The organism is Marinobacterium sedimentorum (genome assembly GCF_024267675.1).
Lineage (GTDB): Bacteria > Pseudomonadota > Gammaproteobacteria > Pseudomonadales > Balneatricaceae > Marinobacterium_A > Marinobacterium_A sedimentorum.
Genome location: NZ_JALDYX010000004.1, coordinates 17,764 through 32,542, shown reverse-complemented (window position 1 = coordinate 32,542; position 14,779 = coordinate 17,764). Strand labels below are relative to the sequence as shown.

At 59.6% G+C, this 14,779-nt stretch carries 16 protein-coding genes; 3 read left to right on the top strand and 13 right to left on the bottom strand.

Annotation, left to right across the window (positions count from 1 at the left end):
* The first annotated feature begins 72 nt into the window (after nt 1-72).
* Nucleotides 73-918 carry an AAA family ATPase gene (locus MRS74_RS05615; RefSeq protein ID WP_254579301.1) on the top strand — a complete coding sequence of 282 codons (846 nt, stop codon included), beginning with the start codon at nt 73-75 and terminating at the stop codon, nt 916-918.
* On the top strand, nt 918-2,093 hold the full coding sequence (locus MRS74_RS05610) for a vWA domain-containing protein (protein WP_254579300.1): 1,176 nt from the start codon (nt 918-920) through the stop codon (nt 2,091-2,093). The genes MRS74_RS05615 and MRS74_RS05610 overlap by 1 nt, the downstream gene beginning before the upstream one ends.
* Nucleotides 2,094-2,173: 80 nt before the next feature.
* Here MRS74_RS05610 and thmT read toward each other — a convergent pair whose 3' ends face one another.
* From thmT to MRS74_RS05545, 13 genes are all read right to left on the bottom strand, one after another.
* On the bottom strand, nt 2,174-2,365 hold the full coding sequence (thmT, locus tag MRS74_RS05605) for a 2-hydroxymuconate tautomerase (protein ID WP_254579299.1): 192 nt from the start codon (nt 2,363-2,365) through the stop codon (nt 2,174-2,176).
* 75 nt (nt 2,366-2,440) lie between these two features.
* Nucleotides 2,441-3,358 carry a flavin reductase gene (locus MRS74_RS05600; protein ID WP_254579298.1) on the bottom strand — a complete coding sequence of 306 codons (918 nt, stop codon included), beginning with the start codon at nt 3,356-3,358 and terminating at the stop codon, nt 2,441-2,443.
* 135 nt (nt 3,359-3,493) lie between these two features.
* Nucleotides 3,494-4,810: a TRAP transporter large permease gene (locus tag MRS74_RS05595; RefSeq protein WP_254579297.1), complete on the bottom strand. Its 1,317-nt coding sequence runs from the start codon at nt 4,808-4,810 to the stop codon at nt 3,494-3,496.
* On the bottom strand, nt 4,810-5,331 hold the full coding sequence (locus MRS74_RS05590) for a TRAP transporter small permease (RefSeq protein ID WP_254579296.1): 522 nt from the start codon (nt 5,329-5,331) through the stop codon (nt 4,810-4,812). Before MRS74_RS05590 ends, MRS74_RS05595 begins: the two co-directional genes overlap by 1 nt.
* Nucleotides 5,332-5,348: 17 nt before the next feature.
* Nucleotides 5,349-6,356, bottom strand: a complete 1,008-nt coding sequence (locus MRS74_RS05585; RefSeq protein WP_254579295.1) for a TRAP transporter substrate-binding protein — start codon at nt 6,354-6,356, stop codon at nt 5,349-5,351.
* 70 nt (nt 6,357-6,426) lie between these two features.
* Nucleotides 6,427-7,389, bottom strand: coding sequence for a PDR/VanB family oxidoreductase (locus tag MRS74_RS05580; protein ID WP_254579294.1), 963 nt, complete (start codon nt 7,387-7,389; stop codon nt 6,427-6,429).
* Nucleotides 7,390-7,399: 10 nt separating this feature from the next.
* Nucleotides 7,400-8,155: an SDR family NAD(P)-dependent oxidoreductase gene (locus MRS74_RS05575; protein ID WP_254579293.1), complete on the bottom strand. Its 756-nt coding sequence runs from the start codon at nt 8,153-8,155 to the stop codon at nt 7,400-7,402.
* Nucleotides 8,156-8,166: 11 nt separating this feature from the next.
* Nucleotides 8,167-8,649, bottom strand: a complete 483-nt coding sequence (locus MRS74_RS05570) for an aromatic-ring-hydroxylating dioxygenase subunit beta (protein WP_254579292.1) — start codon at nt 8,647-8,649, stop codon at nt 8,167-8,169.
* 3 nt (nt 8,650-8,652) lie between these two features.
* Nucleotides 8,653-9,942 carry an aromatic ring-hydroxylating oxygenase subunit alpha gene (locus MRS74_RS05565; protein WP_254579291.1) on the bottom strand — a complete coding sequence of 430 codons (1,290 nt, stop codon included), beginning with the start codon at nt 9,940-9,942 and terminating at the stop codon, nt 8,653-8,655.
* A gap of 39 nt (nt 9,943-9,981) precedes the next feature.
* Complete coding sequence (locus tag MRS74_RS05560; protein ID WP_254579290.1) at nt 9,982-10,506, bottom strand: nuclear transport factor 2 family protein; 525 nt, start codon at nt 10,504-10,506, stop codon at nt 9,982-9,984.
* A 26-nt stretch (nt 10,507-10,532) separates the two neighbouring features.
* Nucleotides 10,533-10,892 (bottom strand): IacB protein, encoded by a 360-nt coding sequence (locus MRS74_RS05555; protein WP_254579289.1) that lies wholly within the window; start codon nt 10,890-10,892, stop codon nt 10,533-10,535.
* Between the two features lie 32 nt (nt 10,893-10,924).
* Nucleotides 10,925-12,073 carry an acyl-CoA dehydrogenase family protein gene (locus MRS74_RS05550; RefSeq protein WP_254579288.1) on the bottom strand — a complete coding sequence of 383 codons (1,149 nt, stop codon included), beginning with the start codon at nt 12,071-12,073 and terminating at the stop codon, nt 10,925-10,927.
* 2 nt (nt 12,074-12,075) lie between these two features.
* Nucleotides 12,076-13,215 (bottom strand): amidase, encoded by a 1,140-nt coding sequence (locus tag MRS74_RS05545; RefSeq protein WP_254579287.1) that lies wholly within the window; start codon nt 13,213-13,215, stop codon nt 12,076-12,078.
* A 529-nt stretch (nt 13,216-13,744) separates the two neighbouring features.
* Here MRS74_RS05545 and MRS74_RS05540 point away from each other — a divergent pair.
* Nucleotides 13,745-14,227, top strand: a complete 483-nt coding sequence (locus MRS74_RS05540) for a MarR family winged helix-turn-helix transcriptional regulator (protein WP_254579286.1) — start codon at nt 13,745-13,747, stop codon at nt 14,225-14,227.
* The last annotated feature ends 552 nt before the right edge of the window (nt 14,228-14,779 follow it).

The window sequence follows — 14,779 nt, the reverse complement described above, 5'->3', positions numbered from 1 at the left end:
CGCTATTCCGGCCAGCAAGATGCCTTTGCTAGACTCGGGAGTCTTGAGCCCGAGCCCCGCTGAGGAAGCAGAATGAAATTCGAAGGTACCGAACGCTACGTCGCCACTCAGGATTTGCAGATGGCCGTCAATGCGGCGGTGACGCTGCAGCGCCCGCTGCTGATCAAGGGGGAGCCCGGCACCGGCAAGACACTGCTGGCCGAAGAAGTCGCCAGCGCGCTGGGGATGCCGCTGCTGAGGTGGCACGTCAAGTCCACCACCAAGGCACAGCAGGGACTCTACGAGTACGATGCCGTATCCCGTTTGCGAGACTCCCAGTTGGGTGATGAACGGGTGCATGATATCGGCAACTACATTCGCAAGGGCACGCTCTGGCAGGCCTTTGAGGCCGAGCAGAAATGCGTGCTGCTGATCGATGAAATCGACAAGGCCGACATCGAGTTCCCCAATGACCTGCTGACCGAACTCGACAAGATGGAGTTCGATGTCTACGAAACCGGCCAGCGTATTCAGGCAGTAAAACGCCCGGTGGTAATCATTACCAGCAACAATGAAAAGGAGCTGCCGGATGCCTTTTTGCGCCGCTGCTTTTTCCATTACATCGCCTTTCCCGATCGCGACACCCTGCAAAAAATCGTTGCCGTTCACTACCCCGACATCGAACAGCGCCTGGTCAGGGAAGCCCTGGAAATCTTCTTTGCGCTGCGCGAAGTACCCAACCTGAAGAAAAAACCGTCCACCTCCGAACTGATCGACTGGCTCAAGCTGCTGCTGGCCGACCGCATCGATGCCAAAATCCTGGCCGAGCAGGATCCTTCCAGCGCCATGCCCCCGCTCTACGGCGCCCTGCTTAAAAACGAGCAGGACGTGCACATGCTGCAACGCCTGGCCTTTATGGCGCGTCGCGGTTCACGCTGATGCTGATCGACTTTTTTACCTGCCTGCGCCAGGCCCAGGTGCCGGTCAGCCTGCGCGAATTGCTCGACCTGCTCGCCGCACTGGATGCCCGCCTGGCCTGCTGTGATGTGGATCACTTTTACCTGCTGGCCCGCGCCTGCCTGGTGAAGGACGAAAAATACTACGACCGCTTTGACCGCGCCTTTGGCGCCTATTTCGGCGGCCTGCCCAGCGGCGAAGACCTGCGTGATGCGCTGATTCCCGAGCACTGGCTGCAAGCCGACTTTCTGCGCCAGCTGTCCGACGAAGACAAGGCCCGGATCGAAGCGCTCGGCGGGCTGGACACACTGCTCGACACCCTGCGCCAGCGCCTCGAAGAACAGGAGTCGCGCCATGCCGGCGGCAGCAAGTGGGTCGGTACCGGCGGTACCTCGCCCTTCGGCCATGGCGGTTACAATCCGGAAGGAGTTCGCATCGGCGGGCCCGGGCGTCACAAGCGCGCCGTCAAGGTCTGGGAAGAACGCCAGTTCCGCAATCTGGACGACAGCCTTGAACTTGGTACCCGCAATATCAAGGTGGCGCTGCGCAAACTGCGCAAGTTCGCCCGTACCGGCGCCGCCGACCAGCTCGATCTCGATGACACCATCCGCAGCACCGCACGCAACGCAGGCTATCTGGATCTGAAAATGGTGCCCGAACGGCACAATGCCGCCAAGGTACTGCTGTTTCTGGATGTGGGCGGCTCGATGGACCCCTTTATACGCACCTGCGAGGAACTGTTTTCCGCCGCACGCAGCGAGTTCAAGCACCTGGAATCTTTCTACTTTCACAACTGTCTGTACGAAGGCGTCTGGCGTGACAACCGCCGCCGCTTCCAGGAACGCCTTCCCACACTCGACCTGCTGCACACCTATGGCCGGGACTACCGGGTGATCTTTGTCGGCGATGCGGCCATGTCGCCCTACGAACTGGCCGAGCGTTTTGGCAGCGTCGAACACATGAACGAGGAAGCCGGCCAGGTCTGGCTGCAGCGGGTGCTGGACACCTGGGAAAAATGCATCTGGCTCAACCCGATGCAGGAATCCAGCTGGCAATATACCCGCTCAACCCAGATGATCCGCCAGCAGTTCGGCGGTCAGATGTACCCGCTGACACTGCAAGGCCTGGAGCGCGGCATCAAGGCGCTGTCGCGCTGAACCGAGGGGAGCTGTACACCCGACACAGACGCACAAAGGGGGCGAAAACGCCCCCCTGTCTTATCAGGCCGCAGTCTGCACTAGCGCCCGAGCTTTTCCCCCGTCAGGCCGCCAATACCATAACTCTTTTTGGGGTACTCATGGATCAGTACCCGCACCGACTCACGGGGCGCCTCGACCGCCCTGTGACAGGCTTCGGTGATTTCGTGAATCAGCGCTTCTTTCTGCTCCTGGGTGCGCCCTTCCATCATATTGACCTGTATTACTGGCATGACTCTGCCTCCTGCTCCAAGACTCTCGTTTAGAAAGTGTGATCCGCCCCCCTAGCCAACCGAACCGCCGGGATATTAGCCCAGTGACTCGGACAGGCTTTTCAGGCTGTCCTTGAGCGCCGCACGTTGCGTGCCCGACAGGCAGCCCAGGGCCTGCTGTTCATGCTCGATCGCCATGTCCAGCAGCTGATTCGCCACACCGGCACCCTTTTCCGTCAGCTCGAACTGCTCGTCCAGCACACTGACCAGGCCCTTGTCCTGCAGCCACTCTCCGGTTTCCAGCAAGGCCTTGAGCGGCTGGGAAACCTGTTCGGCAATGCTGGCTGCATCCAGCGACTTGATATCGGCCAGCAGTGTCAGTACCCGCCACTCTTCGGTTGTAAGACCAAAATGCGTCAGGCGCGGATAAAAATCCTCGCGGTAGGCCGCCAGAGTCTGGCGCAGCAGATAGAGCAGGTTGTCGCCAAGACAGCCGCGCGCCTGGAGGGACTGGGCCGGCGCTTTTACCGCGGGATGCACCTCAGGCACCGCATAGCGGCCATCGTGGAACACCAGGGAACTCGCATTGTCGCCGTAGCTGTAGTCCAGCACTTCACCGACGATGATCAGGTGATCGCCGCCTTCGTAGACATTCCAGGTGCGGCACTCAAATGCAGCCGCCACATCCGGCAACAGCGGGCAGCCCTGCTCGCCGGTGCGCACTTTCAGGCCGGCAAACTTGTCCTCGCCACGGCGGGCAAAGCGGTTGGACATATCAACCTGATCGTTACGCAGTACGTTGACGGCAAAGTACTCACCCTGAGTGAAGGCTTCCAGGCTGAAGGCCCCCTTGTCGATGCTCCAGAGCACCAGCGGCGGATCAATCGAGACCGAGTTGAAACTGCTGGCGGTAACGCCAATCCATTCGCCCTGCTTGTCCTGAGTGGTAATCACGGTCACGCCGGTGGGAAACTTGCCCAGCGCACGGCGGAAATCCTTGGGATCGAAGCTCATAAGGCCTCCTAGATTATTGGAAGATTCGACCTCTCCTGCGCCTTTTTGGCGCAGGGAAGCCCGTTCACCTGACATCAGGCGAATCAATGGTATTGCAGGATCTGTTTGTGCAGCGCCGGCCCTTGCGCTTAGCCCTCAGCTCAGCGCATGGGGCAGCAGCAGTGAGATCGATGGCACCAGGGCAATCAGTGCCAGGCGGCAGATATCGGCCAGCCAGAAAGGTGTCACACCGCGAAAGATGGTCGCGAGCGACACATCCGGCATCATGCCGCGCAGCACGAAGACATTCATGCCAACGGGCGGTGTAATCAGACTGATTTCAGTGACCACGACCACCAGGATACCGAACCAGATCAGATCCATGCCCATGGCCTGCACCAGGGGATAGAACACCGGCACCGTAAGCAGGATCATTGACATGCTTTCAAGTACACAGCCGAGCAGCAGATAAATGGCAATAAGCACCAGAATCACCGTAAAGGGGCTAAAGCCCTGCCCCATGACCCAGTCGGTCAGCTGTGTCGGCATGCCGGTCAGGTTGATAAAGTTGGAGAAGATCACCGCGCCTATAAACAGGAAGAACAGCATGGCAGTGGTACTCGCAGCACCGGTCAGCGAACGGCGCAGCAGGTCAAGGCTGAAATTGCCGCGCATCACTGCGATAATCAGCGCCCCCCCCGCCCCCATACCGGCCGCCTCGGTAGGCGTGCAGATGCCGCTGTAGATGCCCCCCATGATAACGATGAAGATCAGGCCAATACCCCAGACACCCTTTAGTGCCGCTGCGCGTTCACGCCAGTTGGCACGTTCGCCCGCAGGCCCGGTTCCGGGCTTGAGCCGCACGGTAACCGCCACGGCACCAAGGTAGAAAATTATGCCAATCAACCCCGGCAGGAGACCCGCAATAAACAGACTGCCGATATCTGTTTCTGTCATCAGACCGTACATCACCAGCATCACACTGGGCGGTATCAGAATGCCAAGGGTGCCGCCCGCCGCAATAGCGCCGGTCGCCAGACCATCGCAATATTTGTACTGGCGCATGGACGGCATGGCGACCTTGGACATGGTCGCCGCGGTGGCCATGGAGCTGCCACACACCGCTGAGAAAGCCCCGCAGGCAACCACTGTTGCAAGCGCCAGACCGCCCTTGAAATGCCCAAGAAAGGCATTGGAGGCACGGTAAAGCTCGCGCGACATGCCAGACTCGGTAATCAGATTGCCCATCAGCAGGAACAGGGGCACCACCGACAGCCCATAGGCCAGCCCGGTATCGAAGGCCGTGTGGGCAATCATATTCAGTGCCGTATCCCAGCCGCGCGGATTACCGTATTCGATCTGCTGCATCAGCGCGAAGCCGACAGCACCGACACCCCCCATCGCAATGCCCAGCGGGACTCGCGCCAGGATCAGCACCAGCAGCGCTGCAAAACCGATCAGACTCGCTTCCATCAGAATTCCCCTTGCGACGGTACATCGTCAATGCGGTAGAGCAGCTTCAGTGCCAGCACCATGACTGAGAGCGTCGTGGTCACCGCCATAAGGAACACAAGACCTGCGTAGGGAATTTCCAGCACCGAGGTGGTGTCTTCGTAGCCATAGGTTTTGAACGCCAGCTCCCACAGCACCCAGGCAAATACACCGAATGCCAGCACATTGATCAGATCAATCACAAAGCCCTGCACGGCCCGTACGCAAGCCGGCAGCATGGAGTCCAGCAGATCCACCGCAACATGACCGCCGCGGGCCGTCACCAAGGGCAGGCCAAGAAAAATCAGCGCCGCCAGCATCATTTCGGTGACCTCGAAAGCCCCGCTCAAGGGCGCCGAGAACAGGTAGCGTCCGGCCACATCAATCAGGGTCATCGCCATCAGCGAAAACAGCACGATCGCCGCGCAACTCCCCAGAATCCAGCTATTGACGCTTTCACACGACCGGAGCCAGCCCGGCTTACACCTAACAGCGCTTGTCATTGCCTTGTCTCCTGCTGTCAGTGCACCAGCTCGAGGTATTCAACCATGGCGGCCTCGACATCAACCCCTTTATCCTTGACGTCATCGAGCCATTCCTGGGTGATAGGTGCGGTCGCGGTGCGAATCTCATCAACAAAAGCGGCATCGGCCACATCGATTTCGTTGCCGTTCTTGCGCAGCGCCTGCGTTACCTCGGCCTCGCGCAGGTCAAACATGCGACCGGAACGGTGGGAAAAGGCTTCGCCGGAGACCGCCATGATGGCCGCCTGATCCTCTGCCGACAGGCTGCTGAAGCGCTCCTTGTTCATGGCCAGAAACAGAGTGGTGTTAAACAAACCGCCGGGGACACTGGTGGTGTAGCGGGTGATGTCCTGCAGGTTGAAACTGAGCACGGACTCCACCGGAAACAGGGTTCCATCAGCCACGCCATTGGAAATCAGCTCATAGGAACTCGATACCGGCTTTTGCAGCGGCACAGCACCCAGCGCTTCCACGATATCCTTGGCGGCACCGCCGGCCACCCGCAGCTTCATGCCATCGACATCAGCCATGCGGCGCACCGCATGCTGGCTGTTATGCAACTGCCCGGCGCCATTGGTAAAGAGCCCCAGCAGTTGCACATCCTTGTATTCACCGGCCTTGGCGAAGTACTTCTGATACACCGTCCAGGCCGCCACTGAGGTTGCCTCGGCACTGTCGCCGGAGAATGGCAGTTCAAACATCTCGGTCAGCTTGAAACGACCCGGCGTATAGCCGCTGACACTGTAGGCAATATCCGCCTGACCATCGCGCACAATGTCGTAATGCATCTTCGGATGGCCCAGCGGCGCCGGCAGCAGCACAATTTCAACGCGCCCTTGGGTAGCCGTTTTGACATCGTCGATCCAGGGTTTGAAAACATCCGTTACCAGCGGGTGTCCGGACGGCAACCAGGAGGACATCGTCAGACGCGTCGCTTCCGCCTGGGCCGCCAGCGAGCCCAGCGCCAAAGTCAGGGTAATACCAAGTTGAAGTACTTTTTTCATTATTTTCACCGTCGTGGTTTGCCTGTGAATTCAAACAGATCCGCCGCAGCATCTGCGGCGAGGATTCCGCTCAGATATCGAGTACCAGTCGTTCCGTTTTCGCCCGCGAACAGCAGGGGGCCATTTGGTCGTTGTCGTCTTTTTCCTCTTCACTCAAAAAATGATCGCGGTGATCCGGCACCCCTTCGAGGACATCGCAGATGCAGGAACCACAGACTCCCTGTTCGCAGGACAGCTCCACCTTGACCCCAGCCGCCTTGAGCGCCTGAGCGATGGTCTGACCGCCACCCACCTGAACAGTGACACCGCTCTGGGCCGCCACAACCTCGAACGCCTCGCCCGCGGTATCCACCTCGGCACTGAAGTATTCGAAGTGAATCTGCGGCTCCGGCAAGCCGGCCTCGCGCCCGCTGCCGATGACCCAGTCCATAAAGCCGCCCGGGCCACAGACATACAGATGCGAGCCCGCAACCGATCCCTTGCACAGAGCCACCGGGTCGAGGCGCTGCGCGTCGCCGGCATCGTCGAAATGCAGTACCAGCCGGTCACCAAATTCGCGCGCAAGCTCTGCCAGAAAAGCCGCCTTGGATTCGCTGCGGCTGCAGTAGTGCAGCTCAAACGAGGCGCCCGACGCCCGCAGCGCATAGGCCATGGCGATCATAGGCGTAATGCCAATACCGCCGCCGATCAGCAGGCTATGGGCCGCATCCGGGGAGAGCGGAAAATGATTGCGCGGGGCGCTGATCTCGATCTCACAGCCTTCCTCGAGGTTGGCGTGAACATGGACGGAACCGCCACGGGAATTGGGATCGTTGAGAATGCCGAGGCGGTACACCGCCTCCCCCGGCGCATTGCTGAGGGAGTACTGACGGATCAGGCCCGGCGCCAGCATCAGGTCGATATGAGCACCGGCCTCGAATGCAGGCAGCGCAGCGCCATCCGCCGCCGCCAGTTCGAGTACCGCGACATCATCGGTCGCGTTCTCGCGCCGGTTCAGGCGCACTTTGATAGTGTCGGTTGTATGCATGGTCATGGGAGTCTCCTCAGCGCAGGTAGATGCCACCGTTGATGTCCAGGGTGGTGCCAGTAGTGAAATAGGCTTCAGGACGCGCCAGTTGCACCACCATGTCAGCGATGAAATCGGCTTCGCCCAGCCTGCCAACCGGTATGGCCGCCAGCAACCCGGGCAGCCGTTCCTCGGGCACCAGCGCCTTGACCATTGGGGAGTCGATCGGGCCTGGGGCTATGGCATTGACCGTCACCCCCTGAGCCGCCAGCTCCCGGGCGAAAATTTTGGTCAGGGTAATAATTCCGCCCTTGGACGCGGCGTAGTGCGCCCCGGTGGAAGTGCCGCCGTTCTGCCCGGCCAGGGACGCCATGTTGATGATGCGACCATAGCCCTGTTGCGCCATATGGGCGCCCAGCACCTGAGAACCTGCAAAGGTCCCCCCCAGATTGACGTTCACGACCTCGGCAAATTCCTGTGCGGAAATCGCCATCACCGGTGTCGCGCGGGTAAGCGCGGCGTTATTGACCAGCACCTGAATACTGCCCCAGCGTGCCTGTACCGCCGCCAGCGCCGCTTCAAAATCAGCCTTGCGGGCAACGTCCAGTGCCAGGGGCATAACGGTGGCACCGCTGGCATCCAGGTCCCGGGCGGCACCTTGCGCCGCCGCCAGGGAACGATCACTGAGTACAACGCGATATCCCGCCCCGTGCAGCCTTGCCGCGATGGCAAAGCCCAGCCCCTGGGCGGCGCCGGTAACCAGCGCGACCTGTGGTTCGGTTGAGTTGCCCATGTCGTGCCTCCTCAGAATATAAAGCTGACAGTGCGCAGGAAGCTGTCAGCGTGCAGCAGCTTCACCACTTTGCGTTCAATGCGAAAGCCCTGCTCACCGGGGCGCAGGTGATATTCAACGTCCGCCGGATAGGTCACCAGCGCGCCGTGACGCATCTCGTTCAGCGTCTGGGCACAGCGCACAACCACCAGGTCATCACCCGCCTCCAGCACGCGCACCCGGGACAGCATGCGCAGGGTATTCATCGTCGCCTTGGCGGAGACCGACTCGCCGCTTTCGAGGCGCGCCACACGCATGCGGCGCATGGCGGAATCATCCAGCGCCAGATTCAGGGTACTTTCGTAATCAGTGGCGTCCAGATCGGCCGGCACTATATAGAGGCCGTTATCGGTCCAGAGATCGAGCCAGGCCTGGTAGCACTTGTGATCCAGCAGATCCGCTTCGTGCCAGATGAAAGCCGTAACGTCATTGAGCAGCTGTGTGTGCAGTTTCATCGCTTACTTCTCCTCGCCGGCGGCCATGACAGCCTTGTACTGACGGTAGGCGGCACGCATGCCGGTCTCGGAGCAGACAGCCCCGGCAACATTGCCGTCAGGCGACCTATGCAGGTTATTGAGGCCACGGTTAACCAGGATCCAGCCATCGGGACCGGCCATCGAGCCTTTTTGCACCCGTTCCCAGGCTTCGCCGTCATCCGGCGTACCGAAGCCCATGGGGCCCTGGAAATGTTCGTGCAGGCGCATGCGCTTGCGGTTAAAGGGCGCAGGCGCACCTTCGCCCCCGAGGGCCACGTGCTGAATTTCGGTTTCGCTGGCCGAGACCGGACGCATGACGCGGAAGAACGCCATGGAGCAGGACACGTTCGGAAACAGGTTAAGGTTGAAACCAGTGCCGTGTACCGCGCGCACCAGGCGACGGATTTCATCGTCCGAACGGCCTTCGGCGGCCAGCTCATCGGCCAGGGCCTGGAAGCGATCCGGAATGGGCTCATCGAGGTTTTCCTCAAGATCCGTCAGCTCCGGAATCATCACCATCACGCTGTGGCCATTGCCCAGATCCTCGACAAAACCCTCACCGTCGAGGAAATCAAAAATATCGGCGGCCTGCTCATCCAAAGACGAAATGAACGACTTGTGGATAATCGGGAAGTGGTAGGCGTCGGTGGTGTTTTCGAGCTGAATCTTCCAGTTGCCCGGGAAGCTAAAGCGATGCTCGCCCAGCACCTTGAGCGGATAACCGCCGCCCTGCTTCATGAACAGATTGATCCACTTTTTGGCACCGCCGAGGAAATCTTCCAGCGGCTCGATAGCGTCGTTGAAGGTCGCGAAGACCAGCCCGGCGTATGTTTCACTGCGCAGGCGCTGCAGCGGCAGTTCGGACTTGTCGATGACGCCATCATATTCTTCAGGCTTGGGCAGGGAGCGCAGCTCGCCGTCCAGCGCGTAGCCCCAGCCATGGTAGGGGCAGCTGAAACTCTTGGTCTTGCCCTTGCGGCCTTCGCAGACGGTGGCACCGCGGTGGCGGCAGCGGTTCAGCAGCACGTGCAGATTTTTCTTGCGGTCGCGGCTGAGAATAACCGGCTGACGGCCGACAAAGGCGGTCTTGAAGGAGCCGACGTCTGGCACTTCACTTTCATGGCCGATGAACACCCAGCTGTTATTGAACACCTTGTCGAGCTCTTCCTCGAAGATCTCCGGATCCGAGTACAGCGCCTTGTGTACGCGGCCCTCTTCGACCATATCGGCAGCCCGCAGGCTGATATTTTCCAACTTAATCAGTTCACTCATGTTCTTGACCTTTGTTCTTCTGTTACCAGCACCCGGTGTTTACTCGGGTACAGGCAGGGGTTTCGGGTCGTCCCAGGGCGTTTCAATGGGCCGGTTGAACAGGCTCTCGGTCTGAAAATGACAAATCTTCCAGTCACCGGCCTCGTGGCGAAAACACACCTCCAGGCGAGCGCTGCTCAGCTGCGAGCGACCGTCGGCGAAGGTGGCGGTTTGCAGCAGCACCCACTCTCCCAGCGCCTGGGTCTCACTCTGGACGCGGACGCGCTCGGAGGTCAGGAAATGCACGTTGAGACGAAAGTGCGCTGGCGGGCGAGTGTATTTGGTGAACATCTCCCGCACCGCTGTGGCGCCCTCGCAGCGCCCGAAAGTACCGGCGTAACGCTTGCCCCGCCCTTCCCAGATCGCATCCTCGGTAAAAAGCGCCAGCAGCGGTTCCAGATCAAAGCCTGCATCGAGGTGGTCACACAGATGCATGTATTCATGCATGCAGGCGCTGATGCTGCGCGCCGCTTCAAGACGATCAAGCCGCTGCCGCAATTGATTCAGCTGCATTTCACTGTTCATGCTGATGTCCTCCCCGGCTGCGACGATCAGGCCGGCACTTCCAGTTCGCGCCCGATACGTGCCTCAACGCGGCAGTACTTCCACAGGCTGTAGGTGCCATCGCCCACCGGTGTGCTGCGAAAGAAGTCGCAGGCGGCGGTCACGGTTTCGAGATCCGGCACATCGGCCATGATGTAGCAGGTCCAGGGCGCATTCGGGGACGGGCCCACCATGATGCGGTCGTCGTCCATGATGCCCAGCACATTGACGCCCGGCAGTTCGGCGATCCCCTGCATCATGGCGCTGAAGGCCATCCAGACGTCTTTCATTTCGCTCTTGGTGCCATCCATGAAGTTCTGGTTGATACCGATGCAAAACAGTACGCGGTGCAATTTTTTATCGCTCATGAATCAGTCTCCTGTGTGTTTTTTGATCAGAATCAGAGGTAGCCGGGCAACGGCTTGTGGCCAAAGAACATGGCGCCGGCGTTCTTCAGCGTGATCGCCCCCATGAAGGCGTGCTGGGTGCACATCATGGAATCACGCATGATGCGGGACAGCGGGTGGTCGTTGTAGGCGCCCGTCATGCCGGTCACCTGATAGGTGGCGCGAATGGCGTCGCTGCATTCGTGGGTCAGGTGGGTGGTGGCCAGGCGCACCAGATTCACCTGTTCGGCACTGGGCGTACCACCGGCCTCGGTCGCCGCCCAGGCCTCTTCCGTCGCCTCATAGAAGAAGGCCCGTGCAGAGCGCAGCTTGGCTTCCGCCCGGGCAATTTCGATCTGCACATACTCGCGCTCACCCAGGTTCGGCGCACCGGTCACCGATTTGCGGCCCGCAGCCATGGCCTGGACCACGTCCAGGGCTTCACGCGCCAGGCCCGCGGTAGTTACTGACAGCACCTGGGCGGCAAAAGACAGCGATGGATAGCGGAAGATGCCGGCATCGACGCTGGGCTTGCCGCCGCGCACGAAGGTCCATTCCTCAGGCACGAAGACCTCTTCAACCACCAGATCGTGACTGCCCGTGCCAACCATGCCGACGACATTCCAGTTCGGTGCGATTTGCACCTGCTCACGCGGCAGAACGGCCATCAGTGGCAGGGATTCGCCATCGTCCGGCTGTATGCCAACGCCGATCAGGGATGCGCCCATGCAGCCGCTGCCAAAGCTCCAGCGCCCATTGACGATAAAGCCCCCTTCAACCCGCCGCGCCTTCTGCAGCGGAAAGATGCCGCCGGCAAATACCACGTTAGGCGATTGCGCCCAGACCTTGTCGACGGTCGCTGCCGGCAGTGATGCCAGATACACCGGATTCATGCCAAAACTGGCAACCCAGCCAGCCGAGCCATCGGCCGCCGCCAGGGCTTCGACCATCTGCAGAAACTGCATCGGGTTGCGTTCATCCCCGCCCAGTGCCCTGGGCAGCATGGCGCGATAGACGCCGATATCCTTGAAGGACTCGATAATGTCCTGGGAAATATGCTTTTGGCTTTCGAACTCCTGACTGCGTGAACGGATGTCCGCCAGCAGCGCATCGAACACCTTTTCACCGCCCCAGATGGACTTGTCTAACTGATAACTGGCCATGGTTAAGCGCTCCGTTGATGTTTGTTGTTGTATGCAGTCACACGACGCTCCAGCTCGCGGGCAGCTGCAAAAAGCAGCGCGTCTTGGTCGTGGCGTCCCACCAGTTGAATACCGGCCGGCCGGCCGTCGATCTCCAGCGGAATAGTCAGTGCCGGGTGGCCGGAAAGGTTAAAAGGACGCACCAGCGCAGTGCTGCGAATATCGGTTTTGCCGGCCAGGGCGTCGGCAAGCAGCAAGGGGAAGTCCGGCAGGGTCGGCAGTACCAGTACGCTGTAGCGTGCGAGCATGGCATCCACCTCTGCACGAAAGTCGCGCCGAACCTGTTCCGCCTGGGCCAATGCCTGCTGGCCGGTGTTGGCGGCATTTCTGAGCCGCGCAGCAACATCGGCCCCCACCAGACCCGTTTCAACATAGGCACCGAAGGCGCCCCAGGCTTCTGCATTGATGACGGCAAGCCCGGCCTCGAAGGCGGCTTCGAGCAAAGGCAGCTCGACCGCAGCGACATCACAGCCACTGGCCGCCACATAGTCGGCAACCGCCTTGCTAATGGACGCATTCGCATCGACCGACACCAGGCCAATGCTCAGTTCACCGCAAAAGGGCACTGCCTCGAAGGAGGGATCGATCCAGGCCTGGGCACGTTCAAGCTGCGCAAGGTCTGCCGCAAAAGGGCCGACACAATCGAGTGAAGTCCTGGCGGGCCAGACACCTTGGCGACTGACGCGATCAAAGCTGGGTTTGAAACCATAGACACCGCAGCAGGCAGCCGGTACACGCACCGAGCCCCCGGTATCGGTTCCCAGTGCGATATCGGCATCGCCCGCCGCCACGGCGGCGGCAGAACCGCTGGACGAACCACCCGGTACAAGGTCCGGATAACGGTGATTGAGCGGCGTACCAAAAACGGCATTGATGCCACTGACGCCAAAGGCAAACTCATGCAGGTTGGTCTTGCCCACAATATGGCAGCCCGCCTCAAGCAATAGCGCCACCACCTCGGCATGCTCGACGGCAGGCGCGGCCTGCGCCAAAGCTGCGCTGCCCATGCGGGTTGGCATGCCCTGAATATCAATCGAATCCTTGATGGCGACACGCAACCCGTTGGCAGAACCCAGTGCGCACTCTTGTACAAATACCGTCATCGTCTACTCGCCGTTGTGTTTGTTAGTGTCACAGCGGGTTGGCAAGCCACCCACTTAGCGCGGTGAAGATGAAACAAGAATTCCACTATTCACTTGATATGTCAATTAATAAGGCAAGCAAAAAACCACTCGAAACAACGTGACAACATCACAAGATGAATACTTCGCACAGATATGGATAATCTTAAAAGCTGCCAGATAAATTAAAAATTTACTTATATATCAATATATTAATAGCAAAACACACTCACCACCAACAACAATAAGCAAGACGGAACAGAGCACAGTCATGCTGACAAAATTTCATAAACACAAATACGGCCTCCAAAAAAATAACAATAAAATTTATTTTAGTGTTACTTTCCAGGGCATAAATCTAACGATTTGCACCAGCGCGGGGCACCGGCGTGATCTTAGACACGGCGCTACTGTATACTTGCCAAATCAAGTTATTGCCGAGCTGTCGCAGCGATTGGAGACGCATTGCTGCACAGCTGCCTGGCGAGAAGAACCCGGGAACTAACCGAAGATGACAGCTGCAAAAAGCAAGTTTGATATGTACGATCCGCTGAGCGAGAACTTCCATCGCCAGGAATTCCCCTTCTATTGGGTCGCACGGGTCAACGCACTCTACGCCCAGGAAATGGAGCGGGTACTGAAGAAAATTGATATGGATGTGCCCCGCTGGCGCATCATGATGATTCTGATGGAGCAGGACCGGATCAGCATCTCGGAGATCGCCGACCAGGCCGTATCCAAGCTACCCACCGCCACCAAGATCCTCTACCGCATGCGTGACCAGGGGCTGATTGAGCTTGTAACTTCGCCCACGGACGGTCGCGTGACACTGGCGTCCATGACCTCGGAAGGGCGCGACCGTCTCGAACTGGTGCGCGAATCGGTGAGTGGAATATTCAGGCGCTGCTTTCAGGGGCTTACCGCCGCCCAGATCAAGCGACTCAACGGCCTGCTGGAACAACTGCATGACAACATGGACCCCGGCAAAAACTGATCATCCCCCTGCTCGCCAGCGCTCCTGTACCGCCACAGATCGGCCTTCAGATGCAAACGACAGGCACAAAAAAACCGGAACCAGGCGACCCGACCCCGGCGTGCTGAAATCCAGCGATGAGTATCCTGGCTGCTATGAAGCGAAGGCAAAGTGCCCAGGTACTGAAGACAGACATGAAGGCCACCCTGCCCAGGCTGTGCCCTCACCATGGTGACTTCAGTACCGCAGAATAAACGCAGATCACCGGATACGGGACACCACCGGCGCCGACTGAGAGCACCACCAAAAAGGCCACAGCTGTTGCCAGCCGTGGCAATGGAAGCCCAGCTGCCAACCCCACCAGCGCAGTGAAATCATGGCCCAGGGCTCAACGCCCACCTGCCCGGCAGCTATATTCTGCCCTCAGGCGGATCTTCGTTCTGGTGCTCCCTGCCAAGCGGGATCAATGCCGCCGAGCTCGAGCGGGCCGCCGCGCAAAAAGGCATCCTGATTATCTCCGGCGACAGCTATCACTACACCGACGACCTGCCGCAGAACTGCATCAAACTGGGC